The sequence below is a fragment of the Tenacibaculum sp. 190524A05c genome, from assembly GCF_964036595.1.
Taxonomy (GTDB): Bacteria; Bacteroidota; Bacteroidia; order Flavobacteriales; family Flavobacteriaceae; genus Polaribacter; species Polaribacter platacis.
Window position 1 is genome coordinate 2,689,429 of the sequence record NZ_OZ038523.1, and the last position, 20,458, is coordinate 2,709,886.

General features: G+C 32.5%; 20 protein-coding genes. 5 read left to right on the top strand and 15 right to left on the bottom strand.

Going from position 1 to position 20,458, the window contains the following annotated elements; genetic code table 11:
- Nucleotides 1-50: 50 nt before the first annotated feature.
- The 8 genes from ABNT61_RS11675 to ABNT61_RS11710 form a co-directional block, all read right to left on the bottom strand.
- The gene (locus tag ABNT61_RS11675; protein ID WP_348743342.1) at nucleotides 51-911 is read right to left on the bottom strand and encodes a DMT family transporter; all 861 of its coding nucleotides are present in this window, start codon (nucleotides 909-911) and stop codon (nucleotides 51-53) included.
- Between the two features lie 178 nt (nucleotides 912-1,089).
- Nucleotides 1,090-2,448, bottom strand: a complete 1,359-nt coding sequence (locus tag ABNT61_RS11680) for a TlpA disulfide reductase family protein (protein WP_348743343.1) — start codon at nucleotides 2,446-2,448, stop codon at nucleotides 1,090-1,092.
- Between the two features lie 156 nt (nucleotides 2,449-2,604).
- Nucleotides 2,605-6,006, bottom strand: coding sequence for a transcription-repair coupling factor (mfd, locus tag ABNT61_RS11685; RefSeq protein WP_348743344.1), 3,402 nt, complete (start codon nucleotides 6,004-6,006; stop codon nucleotides 2,605-2,607).
- Between the two features lie 63 nt (nucleotides 6,007-6,069).
- Entirely contained in the window at nucleotides 6,070-6,705 is a 636-nt protein-coding gene (locus ABNT61_RS11690; protein WP_348710856.1) for a hypothetical protein, read from the bottom strand.
- Nucleotides 6,706-7,221: 516 nt separating this feature from the next.
- Nucleotides 7,222-7,404 carry a hypothetical protein gene (locus tag ABNT61_RS11695; RefSeq protein WP_348710855.1) on the bottom strand — a complete coding sequence of 61 codons (183 nt, stop codon included), beginning with the start codon at nucleotides 7,402-7,404 and terminating at the stop codon, nucleotides 7,222-7,224.
- Nucleotides 7,405-7,433: 29 nt separating this feature from the next.
- A complete protein-coding gene (locus ABNT61_RS11700) occupies nucleotides 7,434-8,216 on the bottom strand; it encodes a hypothetical protein (RefSeq protein ID WP_348743345.1) in 783 nt (260 codons plus the stop codon).
- A 19-nt stretch (nucleotides 8,217-8,235) separates the two neighbouring features.
- Nucleotides 8,236-8,406, bottom strand: coding sequence for a hypothetical protein (locus ABNT61_RS11705; RefSeq protein ID WP_348710851.1), 171 nt, complete (start codon nucleotides 8,404-8,406; stop codon nucleotides 8,236-8,238).
- Nucleotides 8,407-8,550: 144 nt separating this feature from the next.
- Nucleotides 8,551-8,751: a hypothetical protein gene (locus tag ABNT61_RS11710; RefSeq protein ID WP_348710849.1), complete on the bottom strand. Its 201-nt coding sequence runs from the start codon at nucleotides 8,749-8,751 to the stop codon at nucleotides 8,551-8,553.
- Nucleotides 8,752-8,936: 185 nt separating this feature from the next.
- Here ABNT61_RS11710 and ABNT61_RS11715 point away from each other — a divergent pair, with 185 nt between their 5' ends.
- From ABNT61_RS11715 to ABNT61_RS11725, 3 genes are all read left to right on the top strand, one after another.
- Nucleotides 8,937-10,763, top strand: coding sequence for a sensor histidine kinase (locus tag ABNT61_RS11715; RefSeq protein WP_348743346.1), 1,827 nt, complete (start codon nucleotides 8,937-8,939; stop codon nucleotides 10,761-10,763).
- A 3-nt stretch (nucleotides 10,764-10,766) separates the two neighbouring features.
- Entirely contained in the window at nucleotides 10,767-11,501 is a 735-nt protein-coding gene (locus tag ABNT61_RS11720) for a LytTR family DNA-binding domain-containing protein (RefSeq protein ID WP_348741284.1), read from the top strand.
- Between the two features lie 102 nt (nucleotides 11,502-11,603).
- Entirely contained in the window at nucleotides 11,604-12,332 is a 729-nt protein-coding gene (locus ABNT61_RS11725) for a hypothetical protein (protein ID WP_348743347.1), read from the top strand.
- A 45-nt stretch (nucleotides 12,333-12,377) separates the two neighbouring features.
- Here the strand turns inward: ABNT61_RS11725 and ABNT61_RS11730 are convergent, their stop codons facing one another.
- From ABNT61_RS11730 to ABNT61_RS11740, 3 genes are all read right to left on the bottom strand, one after another.
- Complete coding sequence (locus ABNT61_RS11730) at nucleotides 12,378-12,974, bottom strand: methyltransferase (RefSeq protein ID WP_348743348.1); 597 nt, start codon at nucleotides 12,972-12,974, stop codon at nucleotides 12,378-12,380.
- Nucleotides 12,975-13,090: 116 nt separating this feature from the next.
- Nucleotides 13,091-13,654: a hypothetical protein gene (locus tag ABNT61_RS11735; RefSeq protein WP_348743349.1), complete on the bottom strand. Its 564-nt coding sequence runs from the start codon at nucleotides 13,652-13,654 to the stop codon at nucleotides 13,091-13,093.
- 180 nt (nucleotides 13,655-13,834) lie between these two features.
- Nucleotides 13,835-14,833 carry an alpha/beta hydrolase gene (locus ABNT61_RS11740; protein WP_348743350.1) on the bottom strand — a complete coding sequence of 333 codons (999 nt, stop codon included), beginning with the start codon at nucleotides 14,831-14,833 and terminating at the stop codon, nucleotides 13,835-13,837.
- A gap of 156 nt (nucleotides 14,834-14,989) precedes the next feature.
- Between ABNT61_RS11740 and ABNT61_RS11745 the strand changes: the two genes are divergently transcribed.
- Both ABNT61_RS11745 and ABNT61_RS11750 read left to right on the top strand, forming a co-directional pair.
- On the top strand, nucleotides 14,990-15,424 hold the full coding sequence (locus ABNT61_RS11745) for a TerB family tellurite resistance protein (RefSeq protein ID WP_348743351.1): 435 nt from the start codon (nucleotides 14,990-14,992) through the stop codon (nucleotides 15,422-15,424).
- 81 nt (nucleotides 15,425-15,505) lie between these two features.
- Entirely contained in the window at nucleotides 15,506-16,090 is a 585-nt protein-coding gene (locus tag ABNT61_RS11750) for a hypothetical protein (RefSeq protein ID WP_348743352.1), read from the top strand.
- On the opposite strand, the gene ABNT61_RS11755 is transcribed toward ABNT61_RS11750, so the two are convergent.
- The 4 genes from ABNT61_RS11755 to ABNT61_RS11770 all read right to left on the bottom strand — a co-directional run bounded on the left by ABNT61_RS11755 (nucleotide 16,087) and on the right by ABNT61_RS11770 (nucleotide 20,390).
- Entirely contained in the window at nucleotides 16,087-16,836 is a 750-nt protein-coding gene (locus tag ABNT61_RS11755; RefSeq protein ID WP_348743353.1) for a DUF481 domain-containing protein, read from the bottom strand. The genes ABNT61_RS11750 and ABNT61_RS11755 overlap by 4 nt on opposite strands.
- A 14-nt stretch (nucleotides 16,837-16,850) precedes the next feature.
- Complete coding sequence (locus ABNT61_RS11760) at nucleotides 16,851-17,801, bottom strand: peptidase (protein WP_348743354.1); 951 nt, start codon at nucleotides 17,799-17,801, stop codon at nucleotides 16,851-16,853.
- 111 nt (nucleotides 17,802-17,912) lie between these two features.
- Nucleotides 17,913-19,436: a glutamate--tRNA ligase gene (gltX, locus tag ABNT61_RS11765; RefSeq protein WP_348743355.1), complete on the bottom strand. Its 1,524-nt coding sequence runs from the start codon at nucleotides 19,434-19,436 to the stop codon at nucleotides 17,913-17,915.
- Nucleotides 19,437-19,556: 120 nt separating this feature from the next.
- Nucleotides 19,557-20,390, bottom strand: coding sequence for a hypothetical protein (locus ABNT61_RS11770; RefSeq protein ID WP_348743356.1), 834 nt, complete (start codon nucleotides 20,388-20,390; stop codon nucleotides 19,557-19,559).
- Nucleotides 20,391-20,458 lie beyond the last annotated feature (68 nt).

The following is a 20,458-nucleotide window of genomic DNA, read 5'->3' on the forward strand; positions in this document are numbered from 1 at the left end:
AAGGAACACAAAAAACAGAATTCTTGTTGTTAATCAGAAGTTAAAGTTCACTATCCTTTCTTACTGCGTATACTTTCAATAACTACAGTTGCTAAAATTAATCCTCCACCTAAAAAAGTATTTAAGGTTGGAATTTCACTAAGAAATATATACGCCAAAATAATTCCAAAAATCGGTTGAATACTGCTAATAATACTTGTGGTTGACGCCGTAAAAAACTGTAAAGAATACACCATTAAACTATGACCAATCGCTGTAGTTAAAAAGGCCAAAAGCAGTAAATATGGTAATTGACTTTGGAATCCAGAAATGTCCATAAAAAACAACGTTGGTAGTAAACAAATACTGATGATTATAGTTTGATAGAACATCAACAATACGCCGTTGTATTGATGTACGTATTGCTTTAATATTAATATTCGAATTGAATAACACAATGCTGAAACTAATCCGAATAATATTCCTTGAATTGTGGAGCTTTCAAATGTCAAATCAGGTGATAAAATGTAAAGACCAAGTAAAACTAAAATACCTAAAACAATGTAAATTGGATTGAATTTTACTTTCAAAAACAGAGGTTCTAAAAAAGCTGTCATTACTGGAAATGTGTATAAAGACAACATTCCGATTGCAACATTAGAGAGTTTCAATGCGTAAAAGTAAGTTACCCAATGTACGCCCATAAATACACCTGCAATTAAAAACGGTAACCGATGTTTACTCGATTTGAGTTTGAAATTAACTCGTTTGTATTTTAAAAAGACAAACAAAATAATCATCGCAAAAGTGGCTCTAAAGAAAATAATAACCTCGGAAGGCATGCTTATATATCTTCCTAAAACACCTGAAGTACTGATAAAAAATGTAGCAACTATTAACCCTAGAAGTTTATCTAAATAATTGTTTTGCAAGGAATTATTTTTTAATGAATTAAGGGCGAAAGATAGTAATATTTACAACTTAGTTCATATAATTCTCTTTCTTTTTAAATGCTAGATTAAGATTCCCGCCTCCGCGGGAATGACAATAAAATATAAAGGTCGTTTTACCTCGTCTTAATGACGATTGTAGTTCTTTAAGTCAATTAACCTAATCATCAAAAAGCTTTCGTAATTGACGTTGGGTTTTCTTTGAATCTACTTCTTTGATATCGATTTCCATTCTTTCTCCTTTTAGAGATAAAACTATTAATGCAGGAATAGAAGAAATATCATAAGCTTTTACAATCTTAGATCGTGTTCCATCAAAGAATAACTGTAATGCTGTTTTTTTGAGTTCTGAATCTTTCACAATTCCAGACCATTTTTCAAAGTCTTCTTTTTTATCTACAGATACGCCAACGAAAATAATGTTCTTGTCCTCAAAGTTATCTCTTAATTTTTCGATGTTTTTAAACTCATTTACGCAATCTTTACAAAAAGACGCCCAAATGTATAAGAAAATATAATTTCCTTTAAAATCGGCTAATTTTATCTCTTCTCCGTTTGTGTTTAAATAACTAAATCGAGACAGGTTTTTAACCGATTCTTCTTGACGAATTTCGGCCAATCTCGTTTTTGCTTTTGCAATCAATCGATTGTCTTTAGAGTAGGCTTTAATGAAATCTAAATAAGCACGCATTCTGCTCGGTTCGTCTTTAGACATAGTTTCATACAATCGCTCCAACAATCCTTTTTGAATAGCTTCAGTTCTAATAGAAGCAACGATTCCTTCCATTACAGGATAATCATTAGTTGCTTCAATATCTTTTTGCCATTTTAAAACGGCCAATTTGTTATACGATTCGTATGTATCAGAAAACAATTGATTATCGAAATGTATGCTATTTAACGGTGCTAAAAATGCTTCTGAAACTTGAATACTATCTGTATACTCATAATGCTTTTTCGCTATCTCGAATTTCAAAATGTCTAGATAATATCCATATTGCAAATTCTTAGATTCTTCATTCACAAAACTTTCATCGAATCCGCTTCCAAACAAAGTTCCATAAAAACCTTTGTAATACTGATCAAGTCGACTTAAATATTGGTTTTCATTTCCTTCATAAAACTCTTTTGGATGAAACGGTTTTGCATTTCCGTCTTTATCTAAAAGCTCAGCATTTTTACTATGCATATAGGTATTTCTTCCTGCACCTCGTTTTCCTGTAAAACTTAGTGATTTTTGAAAATTATCGGCATCAAAAGAAATAGAAAACTCATCGTTTTTCTTTAAATACAAGAGTACTTTTTCATCTTCCTTTTGAAGAAAATAATATCCATCTTCAAAGTTGATGTCAACATTAAAATTCAAAGCTTCAATAGTAATGGTTTCTAGAATTTCATTGTTGATTTTAGTTAGGTAAAACTCACTATCGATAGAATCGTTCGTAATGTTAAACGACAATCGTTGCCCGTAAACGAAGTTTACTAAACACAAAAAAAGAAGAATAATTATTCGTTTCATTTACCTAACTTTTTAAAATCAGCTCTCTTACATCATAAACAGTACCAAAAGATACTATTTTTAAAACAGAGTTTTTATTTAGATTCCCATTTTCATGGGAATGACAATATCATCCACTTCTGTCATTCCTGCCAACTCGGAAATCTTTTTACATTTTTAAACTTTTTCCAAAGTCTCCAATGCCTTTTTAACGGAATCAATTTTTATGAATGTGATTAATAATCGTAATCCGTTTTTGGTTTGTTTTTCCTTCATTACACAGCTTTTCGAATTTCGCTGTACATACTTCAACATTCTAGTAAATGCTTCAGTTTGATAAAAATCCGATTGTTGATCTGACACAAAATATCCTACCAAACGTTTTTGCTTTAAAATTACTTTCTCTAATCCTAATGATTTTGCTAACCATTTGATTCGGACAGAATCTAGTAAATCTTGAACCTGTGTTGGGAATTCTCCAAAACGATCAATAATGTTCTTCTCGAAGGTTTGTAGTTCTTCTTCCTCGTTTAAATCACTCAATTGCTTATATAAATTCAAACGTTCTGAGATGTTATTTACATAATCATCAGGGAATAGAATTTCAAAATCAGTATCAATTTGAACTTCTTTTACATATTCCTTCGGACCCGTATTTTCATCAGCTGGATATAAATCTTTGAACTCGTTTTCCTTCAGTTCTTCAATTGCTTCTTTTAAGATTTTCTGATAGGTGTCAAAACCAATATCATTGATAAATCCACTTTGTTCTCCTCCTAATAAATCTCCAGCACCACGAATTTCTAAATCTTTCATGGCAATGTTTAATCCGCTTCCTAATTCAGAGAACATTTCTAAAGCTTGAATACGTTTACGCGCTTCTTCCGTCATCATATGATACGGAGGCGTAATGAAGTAACAAAATGCTTTTTTATTCGATCGACCAACACGTCCACGCATTTGGTGTAAATCTGATAATCCGAAGTTATTGGCATTGTTAATGAAAATTGTATTTGCATTTGGTACGTCCAATCCACTTTCGATAATCGTAGTAGAAACCAACACATCAAACTCACCGTTCATGAAAGCTAGCATTAATTCTTCTAACTTTTTCCCTTCCATTTGTCCGTGTCCGATTCCGATTTTTGCAGCAGGAACCAAACGTTGCAACATTCCGGCTACTTCTTTGATATTTTCAATTCGGTTGTGAATAAAGAAAACCTGACCTCCACGTGAAATTTCATAGGAAATTGCGTCGCGCATAATTTCTTCAGACAAACGCACCACATTTGTTTCTACCGGATGACGGTTTGGTGGTGGCGTTTTAATTACAGATAAATCACGCGCAGCCATTAAACTGAACTGTAATGTTCTTGGAATTGGCGTAGCCGTTAAGGTTAATGTGTCTACATTTTCCTTGATGGTTTTCAACTTATCTTTTGCGGCAACTCCAAACTTCTGTTCTTCATCAATAATCAGTAAACCTAAATCTTTAAACTGAACATTTTTGTTGGTTAACTGATGCGTTCCGATTACAATATCTACAGATCCGTCTGAAATCCCTTCTAAAACACCTCTCTTTTGTTTTGCAGTTCTGAAACGGTTCAGATAATCGATTTGTACAGGAAAATGTTTTAAACGCTCTGAAAACGTCTTAAAATGCTGAAAGGCTAATATCGTTGTTGGTACCAAAACAGCAACTTGTTTTCCGTTGTCAACGGCTTTAAATGCGGCACGAATGGCAACTTCTGTTTTTCCAAAACCAACATCTCCACAAACCAAGCGATCCATCGGTTGATCTTTTTCCATATCAGCTTTGACATCTTGCGTTGCGGAAAATTGATCTGGTGTATCTTCAAATAAGAAACTTGCTTCCAACTCATGTTGCATATGCGTATCTGGACCGAAAGCAAATCCTTTTTCTAACTTACGTTTTGCGTATAACTGAATTAGGTTAAAGGCAATTTCTTTAACTCGAGTTTTGGTTTTCTGCTTGATTTTCTTCCAAGCATTTGAACCTAACTTAAATATTTTTGGAGCCTTTCCATCTTTTCCATTGAACTTGGAAATTTTGTGTAACGAGTGAATACTCACATACAAAATATCGCGATCGCCATAGATTAACTTAATCGCTTCTTGTTTCTTTCCGTCAACATCAATTTTTTGCAATCCTGCAAAGCGTCCAACTCCGTGATCGATGTGGGTTACATAATCACCCTTTTCAAGATTGGTTAGTTCCTTTAGCGTGATGGATTGCTTTTTAGCGTAGCCATTTTTTAATCGGAATTTGTGATAACGTTCAAAGATTTGATGATCGGTATAACACACAATATTCTGATCTTCATCTATAAATCCTTGATAAATTGGGAAAACCACCGTTTCATAATGAACCTCTTCATCGGCGTCATCAAAAATATCATGGAAACGTTGTGCTTGTTTTTCATTCGCACAGAAAATATAGTTGGTGTATCCTTTGCTGTGATGCACATTTAAATCTTCAATTAACAAATCGAATTGTTTGTTAAAAGAAGGCTGGGAGCGAACCGCGAACGAAATGTCACCCTGAACTTGTTTCAGGGTCTCACTCGACTGCGAAACAGAACTCTTCTCTTGATGAGATGCTGAATCAAGTTCAGCATGACGTCCAATTCCTAAATAGGCAACTGTAAAGTTTTTAAGTTGATTTGCAATAGTAGTTCCGTTACAAAACAATTCTGATGGTTTTGAATGCTGAACTTCCTTCGACAGCTTTTCAAATTCTACTTCCGCTTTGCGGAAAAATTTATCAAGATTTCCAGTGAGTAAATCTTTGTTTTTTACAAACAGAACTGTTTTTGCAGAAATGTATTTCAAGAAACTTTCGCGTGATTCTTGCAATGCCTTGTTTTCAACATTTGGCATAATGCTCACTTTCGAGAATTTCTCTTTTGACAATTGTGTTTCTACATCGAATGTTCGGATGCTGTCTACCTCATCACCAAAAAATTCAATTCTGTAGGGTTCATCGTTTGAAAATGAAAATACATCTACAATTCCTCCACGTACCGAAAACTCTCCGGGTTCAGTTACAAAATCTACACGATTAAAATTGTACTCAAACAACACTTCGTTAATAAAATCAAGTGATAGATTTTCTCCTTGGGTAACTTTCAGTGTGTTTTTTTCCAGCTCTTTTTTTGTCACTACTTTTTCAAAAAGTGCAGTTGGGTAGGTAACAATTATCGCAGGTTTTTTACGAGAATTGATTCGGTTGAGTACTTCCGAACGCAACAATACATTGGCATTGTCGGTTTCTTCTATTTGATATGGACGACGGTACGAACCCGGATAAAAGAGTACGTTTTTCTCTCCAAGTAATTGCTCAAGGTCGTTTAAATAATAAGCCGCCTCTTCTTTGTCGTTACAAATAAACAAGTAAGGTTTATCGGCAGTTTTAAAAGTTTCGGATATGACAAAAGACAACGAAGAGCCGACCAAATTCGAAAGTTGAAAATGGTGTTTATCTTGTTGTAGCGCCTGTTGTACCAAAGCTACCTTTGTAGCATTTTGGTAATAGTTTACAATGGTTTGCTTACTCAACGGTAATAAATTTTTGCAAAGATACGGGGATTATATTTTACATAAATTTATTTACCCTGAGAATTATAATTTCTTTCGTATCAAACCAAAATGATAAGTTCTATCTGATAAATTCGAGTAATAAAAATAAGAACCATCCTCAAAAACATCAAGAATTCTTACATCTATCTTTTGACCTATTAAATATTTACTCTTCTCATTAGATATATTTAAGTATGTCAAAACATAGTTGCATGGAGAAGGCCATTCTACACTAAACGCCATTTTTGTATCCTTACTCGTTTCAATTTGCACATCACTTAATCGAACAATTTTAGTATTCTTTAAATTAGGATCTAAATATCTAAATTTTCCCGTCTTTAATTGAGGTTGACACTTTTGCTTTGCTAAATTCAGTGATTCATACTTCTTATTTACAACTTGAAACATGTAATCAAAGCATTTATTCTTATGACGAGTTTCTGGGTAAAAATCGAATTGTTTTCTATAATCGATTATTTCTTGAATTACCTTTTCGTTTTTATATGTAGTTTTTTCAGGAATATTAGATACCGATAATGTTTCTCCTTTACTTCCAATACATATTTTCAACCAAACATGTTCAACAGTATTTATATCATCAACAAAAAAATACTGTTGAATTTGACTCAATACGATACCTGTATTTAATAAGAAGACTAATAGGACTATCTTTTTCATGTTTATAATTTTCACAAATGTAGGTCTTTTCACTATTCACAAAAAAAATATATAGAAGTTGTTCCACGATGAACAGATTGCTTCACTTCATTGGATTTCGCTCGCAATGACAAGTTTTTGTTTTGCTCGTCATTACGAGGAAGAATGACGAAGTAATCTTTAAATCAAGAGGGAGATTGCTTCAGGTTTATTCAAACCTTCGCAATGACGGAATTGTCACATCGAGTGATTCAGAAACTTACCAAAGTTGATGAATCGTATCGAGATGTGGTTGAGTACACAGAATTAGTTCTCGGTACTCCCAAAGCGTCGGGATTTCTCTCATCTGCATTCGTGAAATTCACTCGAACTGACAGAGGGTAAGTAAAACTGTTAATTTATAAACGTAATAAGATTCCCGCCTTACTGAGACTAGCTCAGCATAAAACGCGGGAATGACAATAAAATTGAAGAACTAGTTTAAAATCAAATAAAAAAAGCCATCTATTCAGACAGCTTTCTCTTTGGTTGATAATATTATACAATATGCGGAGTATCGGTAATACAACCTCTACCATTCCAAGCACATTGTGGACTAGAAAGACATTCTTGTTCTGTTTTTCCAGGACAAGTATTAAAGAATACTCCGAATCCTCCAGATACTGTTTGTTGTTCTTGTTTACTTAATGATTTTCCTAAGTTTAAAATTGATTTTTTCATCTTTTTGTATTGTTTAAGTTGTATAAAATTTAGTTTAAATAGAAGAGTACTCCTTCATACACATAACCGTGAGCTCCAGCTCCTAATTCATTGTAGTTGTTAGTATATAAATGATCTTTTAAATCGTGATTGTAATACCCATGAATGGCTCTGTTTCCTCCAGCTCCTCCAATAATTCCTTCGTACTGCCAATAATGACGATGTGAAGTACTAAAACCATCCGCAAGAACTTGAATATTATTTCCAATATCAATTCCAAAAAACAGTTGGTGTCCGTTATATAAATAGAAGCAATCATTCGCAATAGCATGGTGGTTTTCATTTGATATTTGACCTACTGCAATAACTCTATCATAGTTTCTATGGCTATACCATCTGCTAATAAAATTACTCTCGTTAAAAGAAGTACTTGCTAAACCAAGTACTCCTTCGTAGGCAAAACCAGCATTTTGTCCTTCAGAAAAACTCTTTGTGTAAAAATGATCTCCATCTTTATAAAATCTATAAATTGGAACAACACTGTTAGGATCTAAACCAAAAGCAGGTCTTGCTTTTGAAGTACTTTCTGTAGCATTTTCTTTTTCCAATTCTTGACGGATGAAATTATTCAGTTTTTCATCCATTTTTTTATCAAACGGTTGATCTGAATTATCTGCCAAGAAGGTTTCTACTTTTGCATTAATTTGCTCAAGGCTTAGTCCTTTTTCTGCTACTTGTTCTGTTTGAGTTTCATTCAACTCGTCATTAGAACACGACACATGAAAAAGTACAGTTACTATCGCAATTATTTTAATTAAGTTTCTCACTTTCATATTATTAATTTTTAAGTTATTACTTTTTTGGTGGTTCTTCTTCTCCACATGGAACACATATAGGGTTTCCCATTGGATTGTGGTTACCAGTAAAACAATATCTTATTCCATCGCAAGTTCTTCCGCTTCCGTTAATCGATTTTAATGCTTTTTTATCAAGCATTTTTCCTAAGTTTTTTAAGTTATTCATAATTAAAAGTGTTTATGTTATTATTAATTCTCTTCTCCGAAATTAGAAGTAAAACAAGCGTGTTTTTCTCCTAGTTCATATTTGCTTTATATCAATTCAAAAGCGCAAAAAAAGGAGCTAAAGAGTAACTCCTTAGATCAGATGTTACAATCCACAAGGATGTACATCTCCGAAAATTCCAGGGGCGCAAGTACCGTTGTAGCATAAATAGCCATAAGAACTATTATGTTTGTAATTACAACAGTCGCTATCTGATTGGCAACGTAGTGATTTTCCTCCTCCATGTACACTTCTTTGTGTGGTTCTATCCAACACTTTTCCTAAGTTTAAAATTGTTTCTTTCATAAGTAAAAATTTTTGTCAGTGATTCAGTTCACTGCAGTTTTGAAAACAATTTAAACCGAAAGCTTTAGCGGTAAATTGGGAATTCAGATTTGTAAGAAATCACTTCATATACGCTAGGTATTTGATTGTTTTTTAACATTTCTATTTTTAAAAATTAGTAACTTTAGGGTTATTTTTAAATTTTTATGAAAAAGATTCTTGGGTTGTTTTTACTGCTTATTGCTGTTGTTTCATGTGAAAAAGAACACCAATCATTTGATTTCCAATCGCCCGATTTTTTCTTCAAAAAAACAAGACAAGGTTTATCAAAGGATTCTCTTGAGTTCTACCTCAATATTTTAGAGAACATTCCAACCGAAAAACTTTCTGACTCTTTACAAGCTGAGTATGCTTACATGACTTCCCGTTTTCATGATCGATTATTAGATTATGATGCTGCCATTGGAAAATTAATATTCGCTACATCGTTCACCAAAGAGAAAATTAGAAATAGCAGAGAAATGTTGTACTTCAAGGCATTAAGAGCAATGTACTATAGACGAAAAAATGACTATTTAAATGCAGCTGGAGTAAACGAGAAAATGGCAAAATTGTTAGATTCTTCTGACTATAAGAAAAGAGCTCAAATATTTTATTATAACCAATTAATTCAAAGAGGTTTAGGAAAACCTAATGAAGCTCTTTTGGCTAATGCCAAAGCAAAAGAATTCTTTTTAAAAGCAAAAGACACTCCAAATTATTTAGTGTTAAGCTTAGATAGAGTGCCGATTCTAAATAGTTTATCTAAAAATGATGAAGCTCAGGAAGAACTTCGTAGCGTTTTACCTTATGAACATTTCTTAGATACACAGAGAAAATATCAATTATACAGTGCACAAGGCTATTCATACAACAGCACAAAAAAGTTTGTTAACGCCCTAAATGCTTATAAAAAAGCGCTCGCATATTCTAAGCAACTTGATCCTAGAGTTGGCCTTCAAGAGGTTGCCAATTGTTATTTAAATGTTGGCGTAATGTATTCTAAATTAAATAATTATCAACAGTCAAAAGTTTATTTAGATTCGGTTTTTAGCTTAGGAATGGATCGTCTAAATTTTACAGATCAACAAGAAGCCTTGCGAACAAAACTTGAAATTTCCTATAAGCTAAAAGAAGATTTTAAATACACCTCTTCTCGATTGGATTCGTTATTCTCATTCTTACAAAAGAGTAGTGATACGAGAATTAATAACGAGTTACAGGTATTACGAGAGTCCTACGAAAATGGGAGAAATTTACAGGAAGAGAAAAATCAAGTAGAAATCAAAAGTTTGAAGTTTGAACGAAACCAGTATATTCTGATTGCACTACTTCTTATTTTAATTGTAATTACTGTTTTAGTTCTGAATTTTTATCGTCAACGAAGATTCAAAATAGAAAAACAAAACTTCTTATTGCAACAGCGATTACTGCGCTCACAAATGAATCCTCATTTTATATTCAATAGCCTGAGTATGATCAAACAAAATGTGGAAAGTAATCCGAATCAGTATTCAAAATACATTGTGAAACTCTCTCGATTATTACGAACTGTTTTTGATAATTCTACTCAAGATTATGTGCTTTTAGAGGATGAATTGCAATCGTTAGAAGATTATATTGAGTTACAAAAATTCCGATTCCCTGATCGTTTTGACTATGAAATTGAAAATAAAATTACTACAGAAAATGAACTCTTCATTCCGCCGATGTTATTGCAACCTTTTGTAGAAAATGCTATTATTCATGGGTTTGGAAAACTAGAAACTAAAGGCGATTTATACATTGAAATTTCACAGCAAAAGGAGTTCATAACTTGTTGTATTGAAGATAATGGTGTCGGAATGCAAAAATCCGATCTCAAAAAGAATTCGTCTATGTATTTAATTGATCAGTTTTTGTTTAAAATGACAGGAAAAAAACTGGAAATTTCAAACGATGAAACAGGAAAAGGAACTAAAATTGAAATCAAAATACCATATTCAGAACTATAAATTATGCTACGAGGGTTACTTATTGAAGATGAACAACATGTAAGAGAAGAATTGCAACAATTAATAGGCAAAAATTTTGCTAATGAAGTATCAATTGTAGGTGAAGCAACTTCCGTAAAAGAAGGAGTAAAGGCAATTTTAACTCATCAACCAGATTTGGTGTTTTTGGATGTAGATTTAGGTGATGGTTCTAGTTTTGAAATCCTGTCTATGCTTCCGGAAATTAATTTTGAAATTATTTTTGTGACAGGTTATGATTCGCATGCTATTAAAGCTATAAAACTAGGAGCCTTAGATTATCTTTTAAAACCAATTGATGAAGACGAACTTACCGAAGCAATTTTAAAGGCAATTCAACAAAAAAGTAAAGCAAAAAGTAATGAAGTTTTAGTAGATGTTGCGAGTAATTTCTACAAAAACAAAGTACATAATAAAATCGTTGTAAAGACTTTAGAGGCGCAACATATTTTAAATTTTGAAGATATTGTTTTTTGTAAATCTGAAGGAAACTATACCACTTTTCATCTTGAAAATGAGCAAGTATTGGTGTCTAAATCCATGAAAAAATTACAGCCACTTTTAGATGATACTATCTTCTTAAAATGTCATCAATCTTATCTTGTAAATACTTCATATGTTACTAAATACCTAAACGAAGGTTTCTTAGTAACTAAATATGGAGATCAGATTCCTGTTGCAACCCGAAGGAAAGATGAAGTTTTGGGTTTGTTATTTTAAAATTTTAAACAGATTTGAAGTCAATTCGAGCGAATTTGAACTGGTTTCATCTTGTATACAACTCAATAGTACTTTTATTGCCAAACTAAAAATTATAATAACATGAAGTATGTACGATTAGTAATTTTAAGCATGACTATGATTTTTTTGTCATGTTCAAAAGAAGAAGAAAGTGTGCAAATGTTAGAAACATTTGAAAAAGAAAAAGTCATCACAAATCGATCTAAAGGAGGAAATAAAGTACCACCCATAGGTACTCCATATTCTCTTATTGAAGAAGAAAATATGATGTATATGACTTCATATCTCATCGGCTTGACATTATTACAAGATCAAGCAGCGAGAGATTATTTTTATCAAGAATTAACCGGAAAACAGCAAAAAATTAGCTTAAGAACTTTATTAAACGGAACGAACAATCCTTTTGAAACAGCTTTTAGTGGGCGTTACATGTTGTACAATTGGTATACAGACCCTAAAGGAGAACCAACACCACCAATATCTTCTGCAATTCCAGATCCTTTGGAAAGAGCTTATGATGTGTTGCATATGGGATATTACACCTATTATCTTTCGATTCATAACGATTACGATTGGGATATACATGTACCGAACAAGCACATATTATTTAGCTATTTTAACTTTAATCAATACCTGAATCATAAACAATATATTATCAATTTATGGGACATGGACACTGGATTATATGATGACGGGTTAAAAATGTCTGATACAGATAAATTCTTTATTCCAAGCACTTTTGATTATGCTCAAGAACTCAACGATATCTTAATCCTAACGCTGAGAAACGCAGGAACTTATTCTATCTAAAATTTAAATTTGAAAATAATACAACCGTCTTTGTTCAAAAGGCGGTTATTTTTTCCCCTTAAAAATACCGAATAATTCATTTCCTTGTCTAGGTGGAATGGAGTTGTAACAAGCTTCAAAACGTTGAACTTCAAAATAGGGTGAGAGGTAACTCAAATATTCTTCCATGTCGCCTCCAAATGGTCGTTTTTCTAGATCTCCAGTTAATGGAATATCAAACCACAATCCTACTAATTTTCCATTTGGTTTTAGAAGTTCATTCATCTTTTCTGCATAGGATTTTCTGGTTTCTGGAAGTGGAGGAAAAGAACAGAAAAAAGTTTGTTCTAATATCAAATCAAACTGACCTTCAAACTCAAAAAAGTCGTTTTCATGTAATTGTTCCACGGGAAAATTTGGGTTTCTTTCAGCAAAAGCTTTTAGTGGTTCATTAGCAATATCTAGTACGTGAACATTTGTAAATCCATTATTGAATAAATATTCTGCCTCATAAGAATTACCAGCACCTGGAATTAAAATAGTAAGCTTCTTGTTTGACAATTGATCTATATAATTCTGCAATGGAGGAGAAGGCGCTCCTAAATCCCATCCTGTATTATTCTCATTATAGCGTTGCGACCAATATTCTTTTGTAGTACTCAAGTTCTTAGATTTTCAACTAAAAATACAGCTTTTGGTTTAATTCTAATTTAAAAAAAGTACCGATAACTTTATCTATCGGTACTTTGTAACAACTATTAGTTTCTAATTTTCAATAATTAGTTTCCTAAAATTACTGTATATACCACTTGATCAACATTCCAACCTCTTTCGTTGAAACATCCGTTTTGTGCATCAGCTTGAATAAAAGCAATTTTCAATGGGTTAATTTGACGCTGAATTTCTGCAATGTGAGCATCAAATTGGAACTGATATCTATCCATATTAATATCAGAATCGCCATCGATATAATAAGAATAATCAAAAGTAAATTGCTGTGCTTGAGGTGGAAAAATTAAAGTTCCTTGAGTATAACTAATACAGTTAGAAGTATTCACATAAGCCTCAATTTCTTGAGCAGATTCACTTCCACATTGAATATCGCTATCTAAAGTACAGTTCACAATTCTTTGAGAAATTGCAGCATTTTGTAGTTTTTTTCCAGACTTTAATTCTTTAGCTAATTGCTGAATTTCTGGAGTATTAGAAACATCAATTACCTTAACAAATTGTTGGTTTTGTGTACTAGTTGGAACTATTTCCGTAACTACATTTTCGTCGTTCTGACAGCTGTTGAATGCAACTAAAGCTACAACAGCAATAATTAATTTAAAAGTTTTCATTTTAATGATGGTTAAAGGTTAATTCGATGGCGAATTTACCGATAATCAACATCCAAAAAACGGTACTTTAAAATGGTGATAATTGTATAATATTCTTAAAGTTAACTTAACAAGTTGATAAAGATTTTTTCGAAAATTCTTAATCCGTTTTATCGTTTCAAAAACTAACTTATTCAGTTTTTACTGTAAGTTCAAATTCATTTGTTTCACCATAAAGTCAAAACATAACACTTCTAAACGTTTTCCATCAAAAGTTGCATTCCAAGGTCCATGTCCTTTTCCTTCTAAAGGATAAAACTCATAAGGAACACCAGAATTTATATAATGATCTCTCAAGGTTTCTGCCTCTGAAAATAAAACTGTAGGATCTTCTGTTCCATGAATGATAATAATTGGCGCGTCATTAGCTCCAAAACGTTGTTTTCCATATAAATCATTAATCAATCGAGCTGTAACTCCACTTCCCCAAAAATCTAAAATAGTTCTAACCCTAGTGGTTTCGCCACCATTTGTACTTGCTAAAGTAGGATCGGTAGATGAAGAAATTTCACTGTAATAATCTTCAGCTTCGGTAACTCCAAGCATTGTTGCAGAAACAGCACCAGCTGAACCTCCACCAACAGAAACATAATCTAGATTAATGTTGTAAGTACCAGCATTTGCAAATACCCAACGCAATGCAGCTTTAGCATCTCTACTTGCTGGATACAAAGCATAAGCTTGATCTTTATCTGCAATAATTGCACTATTATTTTCAATATAAGTTGCCCATTCCTGCGGAACAGTTCCTAAATCAGCTTGTAAACGGTAGTTAATTGAAAAAGCAACCCAACCTCTTTCAGCAAAATAATTTGCCAAATACGTCATTTGCGATACTTCTTTTGAACCACCTACAAAACCTCCGCCATGAATTAGTAAAACTGCAGGTCGGTTTGTAGATGAATTATTTGGAACATAAGCATCAAGTTTCAATTCTTTAACCGTTGAAGAACTGCTATTTATAGTTTGATGACTTAAGCCTTCGGCATAGGTAATATCTTTAGTTACTGTTACTTGATAAGTAGAGTTTTCAGAAACTGTTGGTGCTTGATTATTTGTATCTGGAACATCATTGGTATCAGAAGAACTACAAGCGTATAAAATAGTCGTTAAAGCAAAAGTGTAAATTAATTTTCTCATGAATAGGGATTTAATACTGAGACTCCAAAAAACCATAAAGGTTTAACGTGGAACAAATTAGCTTAAAGATAATGAATTATTTATGGCTGAATATGTGACTTTTGAAGGTTTTTTTCATCTAAAAAGTATAGAAGACCTAATTCAAAAACTAAAATTATGCCGATATACGAGTTATACTCATGGGGAAAACACAATCAAGAAATTGGATATTTTGCAAGTATTGTAAAAATTGCATTAGTAGATAATACAATTTCGAAAGGAGAACAAAAGTTACTGGATAGAGCCGCTCGAAAATTAAATATCAAAGACGAAGAATATCAGAAAATTTTAAAAAATCCTGAAAACTATCCAGTCAATCCTCCTGTTGGATATGATGAAAGTATTGAACGATTGTATTTATTAACAAAAATGATTTTTGCCGATGGTAATGTTGATAAAGATGAAGTTGCACTTATGCGCAAGATTACCACTGCTTTAAGCTTTCCTTTAGACAATGTGGAAAAGGTTTGTGATGAAGCTATTCATCTGGTAATGAACGACAATGACTTAGAAGATTTTTCAGCAGCCATAAAAAAAGTAAATGCAGTATAAATTATACTAAAATAAAATTTTACTAGTTTAGTACTGTAACAAATTCCCCTAATTATGGTTTTAAAAAGAACTTTTTTGGCCTTGTGTCTACTTTTTTTTTCTGCTAATGTATTAGCTCAAGTACAAGAACGAGGAGATTTATGGCAAATTGGTATCGGTGCTGGAGTAGTTAAATTTTCTGATGAAAATGCTGCTTTTATTGGAGATAAAAATCTCTTTCAAATTCCTAGATTAAATCTTACAATTCCTATTTCAAGCAATTTATCTGTTGATGGCGCAATGTCTTTCAATACTTTCGATGTTGGATTTATAAGTAACTCTGTAAAGTATTTCTCTATGGACGCTTCTTTGCGTTACAACTTCAAAGATCTAATTAAAGATTTCAAACCGTATGTATTTGTAGGTGGAAGTTTGGTTGACTCTGAATTGAAGATGACGCCAACTATGAATATTGGTTTCGGAGCAACATATTGGGTAACGAACACCATAGGTTTAAACACGCAGTTGTATTACAAACATTCATTAGAAATTTATGAAAGTATGCGTTCTCACATTCAAATAACTGGTGGAATTGTATTTAGTTTCAACGGATTATTCGGTGGTGGTGGAATGAGTAGAAGAAACTCATTAACTGGTGGAGCGTGTTACCATAATCCAAACGATTAGAACATGTAAAGTATTCCGTTTGTTAATCGATATTGTTCTTTTGGAATTCCTAACACAGGAAATTGATCGTATTGATACGTGAAATTCGTGGTAAACGATAAATTTTTAAAAATTCCCAGAGCAATGGTAGACTGACTAGAAATTCTAAAATCTGAAAACATATCAAATCTAGGTTGATAGTAGGTAGTACTAACAATCGAGATATTTTTTTTAGGAAATAAACTCATGGAAAAATAAGAGCTACTTCTCCAATCTCTATTTGCTTCTTCTACGTCAGAATTTACATTTTCATGTTCGTACATTACCAAACTCCCTAAATAAAACTTGTATTTCTCGTTTTTAGACAATTTAAAGCGTAATCCGGTTCCCACTAATCCTCTGAATCGAATTGCTGCTATTTCGTCCGTCTGAGACTGTAAAAACGCCTCTAGAGCGATTTTATCATTAAATCGGTAGTTGTACCTCAAATGTTGTGCATTTCGGCTTACAAACTTGTTAGAATTCGCCTCACGAAAATCTAAATCGTTTATGAACAACCATAAATGGTTTTTGGTTTTGTATTGAACACGTGTTCTATTTGAAATTCCGAATATGGTGTTCTTGTTTTTGATAAGATGTAAATCTAATCTCGTAAAGCCAGACCAACCAGTAGTATCAGTAACTCGACGTAAATTTTCAACGTTAATCACTTGAGCATTTGTGATAAATGGTAAAAATAGAAATGCAATAAAAACAAACTTTTTCATTCTGTATGGTTAAACTATTGTTGTTTGAAAGAAGCATAAAATTCTTTCTTTAGTTGTGTTATTTGGTCTTCACTATATTTCCTAGAAAAGTGAACTGGTATTGGGTTTTTGATTCCCGAAAGTCTAGCTATTTTACCTGACTGCTCAGCATAACTATGAAAATTTTTCACTGCAAAGTCTTTGTCTTCGTTCAAGTAAAACGACTCTATAAGAACTGTTTCACAAGACTTGAAATGTGTCTTGATCTTTTCATGGTTTTCAATACTCGGTGCATGATCCATAATAATTCCAAGACTATCTCCCTTTTGAATATCAAGTAAATAAAATAAGTCTTTTGCCTCGTAAGAAACATCATCAATTATAATTTCAGTATCCAATTTTTGATGTTCAAAAGCATCTTTTAATTGCTTTACCCATTTTCCTGGTTTAAAATCTGCTTTGCTTATATCAATTTTGATTTTCTCTTTTTCCTCAAATTTGTAGGCAACTGTTGGGATTTTATGATCTAAAAACACAACGGAAACATTAAAATCATCGTTCTGATAAACATAATCCACTTCGCTTTCTTCTACTTTTTTCAAATTCCATAAAGGAGGTTGAAGCTCAAATGAAGTATACTTATCCTTCGATTGTAATTCGCGAACTTCATAAATAATAGCATTTTCATCAATTAAGTTCCACGTGTAGCCTAACAGTTTAGCTTGGACTTGTGAAGCAATTCCAGGTGGACCTACAATAACAACTCGTCTTTCAATTCCTATTTGATGCCGAATAATACTATCAAAATTTATGAAATGATCAATGTGAGTATGACTTATAAAAACAACTTTTATATTTTGTATTTCTTTAACTGTCAAACCACTAGCTTCACCGCAATCGCATAAATAATTCCACGAATGGTTGTCTTTTTGAATTAAAATAGAAATATCCTCGTCTTGGGCACTTTTAACAGTAGCAGTAAACATGTTTTCTTTTCCTTGGTTTCCGTACAAAGAAACAAAAAAGTAATAACCAACAAAAAAGAAAGCGCTACTAAGAAAATCCTAGTAGCGCTTGTATTTTATCGAAATTTGAGCTTAGCCTAAAGCAGCAATTGCGTTTTGTATTCTTTTGATCGTAGTTTCTTTACCTACCATTGTCATGATTTCAAATAAATCTGGACCCGCTAATTTTCCTACTAAACTTAAGCGTAACGGTTGCATTACTTTACCAAATCCTATTTCTTTAGAAGTAATCCATACCTTAATTTCTGTTTGAGCATTTTCAATTGAGAAGTCTTCAATTCCCTCAATTATAGAAACTAGCTCAGTCATTAATTCACCTGTGGTTTCTTTCCACTGTTTTTTCGCAGCTTTTGGATCATATTCTGTTGGATCTGCAAAGAAGAAATTAGATAATTCTGATAAATCATTTACAAAATTTGCTCTTTCTTTTACTAATCCAACTACATTTTGAACATAGTTTTTATCAGCTTCAACACCTTGTGAATTCAAGATTGGTAAGAATAATTCTGTTAATTCTTCAGCTGACTTTTGTTGTAAATATTGTTGGTTGAACCATTTTGCTTTATCCGGACTAAACTTCGCTCCCGATTTACTCACTCTGGCCAAATCGAATGCTTCAGTTAATTCCTCTAAAGAGAATAATTCTTGTTCAGTTCCAGGATTCCATCCTAATAACGCCAATAAGTTTACAAAAGCTTCTGCAAAATATCCATCTTCCTTGTATCCACGTGAAACATCTCCTGATTTCTCATTTGTATATTCCATTGGAAATACTGGAAATCCTAGTTTATCACCGTCTCTCTTACTTAATTTTCCTTTTCCAACTGGCTTAAGAATTAAAGATAAATGCGCAAATTTTGGCGCTTCCCATTCAAAAGCTTTGTATAGTAAAGTGTGTAGTGGAAGAGAAGGTAACCATTCTTCACCACGAATTACATGTGAGATTTTCATTAAATGATCATCAACAATGTTCGCTAAGTGATACGTTGGCATTCCATCAGATTTAAATAAAACCTTATCGTCTAATGTGTTAGTATCAATTTTTATCGTTCCACGAACTTCATCTTCTAAAATTAAAGTTTCATCCTGTGGTGTTTTAAAACGAACAACATATTTATCGCCGTTTGCAATTCTTTGCTCCACTTCTTCTGAACTCAATACTAGAGAGTTTACCAATCTTCCTTTTTCACGATTGTGCCAATTGTAAATAAATGTTTTACCATTCGCTTCATGATCTTTTCTATGTGCATCTAACTCTTCAGCAGTATCAAAAGCATAATATGCCCATCCTTTTTCAAGTAATTCATCAGCATATTGCTTGTATAAATGCTTTCGTTCTGATTGTCTGTATGGTCCATACTTTTCATTCTTTCCTGGTCCTTCATCAAAAGGAATATTACACCATTCTAAAGAATCAATAATGTACTGTTCTGCATTTGCAACGTAACGAGTTTGGTCCGTATCTTCTATACGTAAAACAAAAGTTCCGTTGTGTTTTTTAGCAAATAAGTAATTATATAAAGCGGTTCTAACGCCTCCCATATGTAATGGTCCTGTTGGACTTGGTGCAAAACGCACTCTAACATTTTCAGACATTTCTATTTTTTTTAAAGCGCAAAGATAGTTTTAAAACATCAAGAAAAAAACAGTAAAAACAAAGCATAAAAAAAAGGTTTCATATGAAACCTTTTTAGATTTATTTAGGACAATTAATAGTTAGAGTTTGTAATATAACCCTAATGAAATTGCAGGAGATTTAGCAACGTTTCTTCCGTCAAATGCACCACCTAAACCAACGTTTGCTCCAAAGTTTTTATCAAATTCACCAATAAGTTTAAACCCGAAAGCGGCATAACTCTGATTATTAACGTATAAACCTGTTAATCTATTGTTTCTAGGATCAACAAAATCTCCGTTTTGGAAAGATGCAACTCCATCTAAAAATCCAGCAACCCATAACCAATCCAATGCTTTATAACCAGCTTCTCCTCCTAATTTAAAGGCAGAACTATACTCATTTGTTCTAATATCAACTCCTGTAAATCCTTGGATATACCAGTTATTGAATCCACGTCCAACAATAATTGTTGGAGTTAATGTCCAAGCATCATAACCTGTTCTTAAACCTGAAGCATCTTCATACGAACCTGTATTCGCTTCAACTAAAAGTTGACCAGAGATTAACCATTTTTTATTGTAAAAATTATGCTTAACTCCTAATTGAACATTTCCTAAAGATGATTGTGAATCTTCCGTTGTAAAAGGAGTGATAGAAGGACTAGTAACTTCGTTACTAGCCACCATTTTAAAAGGTAAGTTAGCAATTAAAGTTGTTTTGTCAGACAATCCATACTCTGCATAAAATTGTAATGTATTATCATTTATTTTTCTTTCTGTATTGTATTCAGGATTTCCAAAAAGTGTTGAATACGAAGGAATAGTAGTAAAACTTAATTGTAAATATGCTTCTCCTTTCTTTTGAGTCCAAGGACTTTGCGCATAAACGTTTAGCGTAATTGTTAGAAGTAATAAATAGGCTAGTTTCTTCATGTTTTAAATATTTTAGTGCTTAGTTTGTTTTGAACATCAAACCTTACAAAAAAGATACAATTTTTTAT

What these genes read in the sequence shown, in the direction of transcription:
- ABNT61_RS11680 (WP_348743343.1), bottom strand. Translation starts at nt 2,448, where the DNA reads ATGAAACGAATAATTATTCTTCTTTTTTTGTGTTTAGTAAACTTCGTT.
- ABNT61_RS11690 (WP_348710856.1), bottom strand. Translation starts at nt 6,705, where the DNA reads ATGAAAAAGATAGTCCTATTAGTCTTCTTATTAAATACAGGTATCGTA.
- ABNT61_RS11695 (WP_348710855.1), bottom strand. Translation starts at nt 7,404, where the DNA reads ATGAAAAAATCAATTTTAAACTTAGGAAAATCATTAAGTAAACAAGAA.
- ABNT61_RS11700 (WP_348743345.1), bottom strand. Translation starts at nt 8,216, where the DNA reads ATGAAAGTGAGAAACTTAATTAAAATAATTGCGATAGTAACTGTACTT.
- ABNT61_RS11705 (WP_348710851.1), bottom strand. Translation starts at nt 8,406, where the DNA reads ATGAATAACTTAAAAAACTTAGGAAAAATGCTTGATAAAAAAGCATTA.
- ABNT61_RS11710 (WP_348710849.1), bottom strand. Translation starts at nt 8,751, where the DNA reads ATGAAAGAAACAATTTTAAACTTAGGAAAAGTGTTGGATAGAACCACA.
- ABNT61_RS11715 (WP_348743346.1), top strand. Translation starts at nt 8,937, where the DNA reads ATGAAAAAGATTCTTGGGTTGTTTTTACTGCTTATTGCTGTTGTTTCA.
- ABNT61_RS11720 (WP_348741284.1), top strand. Translation starts at nt 10,767, where the DNA reads ATGCTACGAGGGTTACTTATTGAAGATGAACAACATGTAAGAGAAGAA.
- ABNT61_RS11725 (WP_348743347.1), top strand. Translation starts at nt 11,604, where the DNA reads ATGAAGTATGTACGATTAGTAATTTTAAGCATGACTATGATTTTTTTG.
- ABNT61_RS11735 (WP_348743349.1), bottom strand. Translation starts at nt 13,654, where the DNA reads ATGAAAACTTTTAAATTAATTATTGCTGTTGTAGCTTTAGTTGCATTC.
- ABNT61_RS11740 (WP_348743350.1), bottom strand. Translation starts at nt 14,833, where the DNA reads ATGAGAAAATTAATTTACACTTTTGCTTTAACGACTATTTTATACGCT.
- ABNT61_RS11745 (WP_348743351.1), top strand. Translation starts at nt 14,990, where the DNA reads ATGCCGATATACGAGTTATACTCATGGGGAAAACACAATCAAGAAATT.
- ABNT61_RS11755 (WP_348743353.1), bottom strand. Translation starts at nt 16,836, where the DNA reads ATGAAAAAGTTTGTTTTTATTGCATTTCTATTTTTACCATTTATCACA.
- ABNT61_RS11760 (WP_348743354.1), bottom strand. Translation starts at nt 17,801, where the DNA reads ATGTTTACTGCTACTGTTAAAAGTGCCCAAGACGAGGATATTTCTATT.
- gltX (WP_348743355.1), bottom strand. Translation starts at nt 19,436, where the DNA reads ATGTCTGAAAATGTTAGAGTGCGTTTTGCACCAAGTCCAACAGGACCA.
- ABNT61_RS11770 (WP_348743356.1), bottom strand. Translation starts at nt 20,390, where the DNA reads ATGAAGAAACTAGCCTATTTATTACTTCTAACAATTACGCTAAACGTT.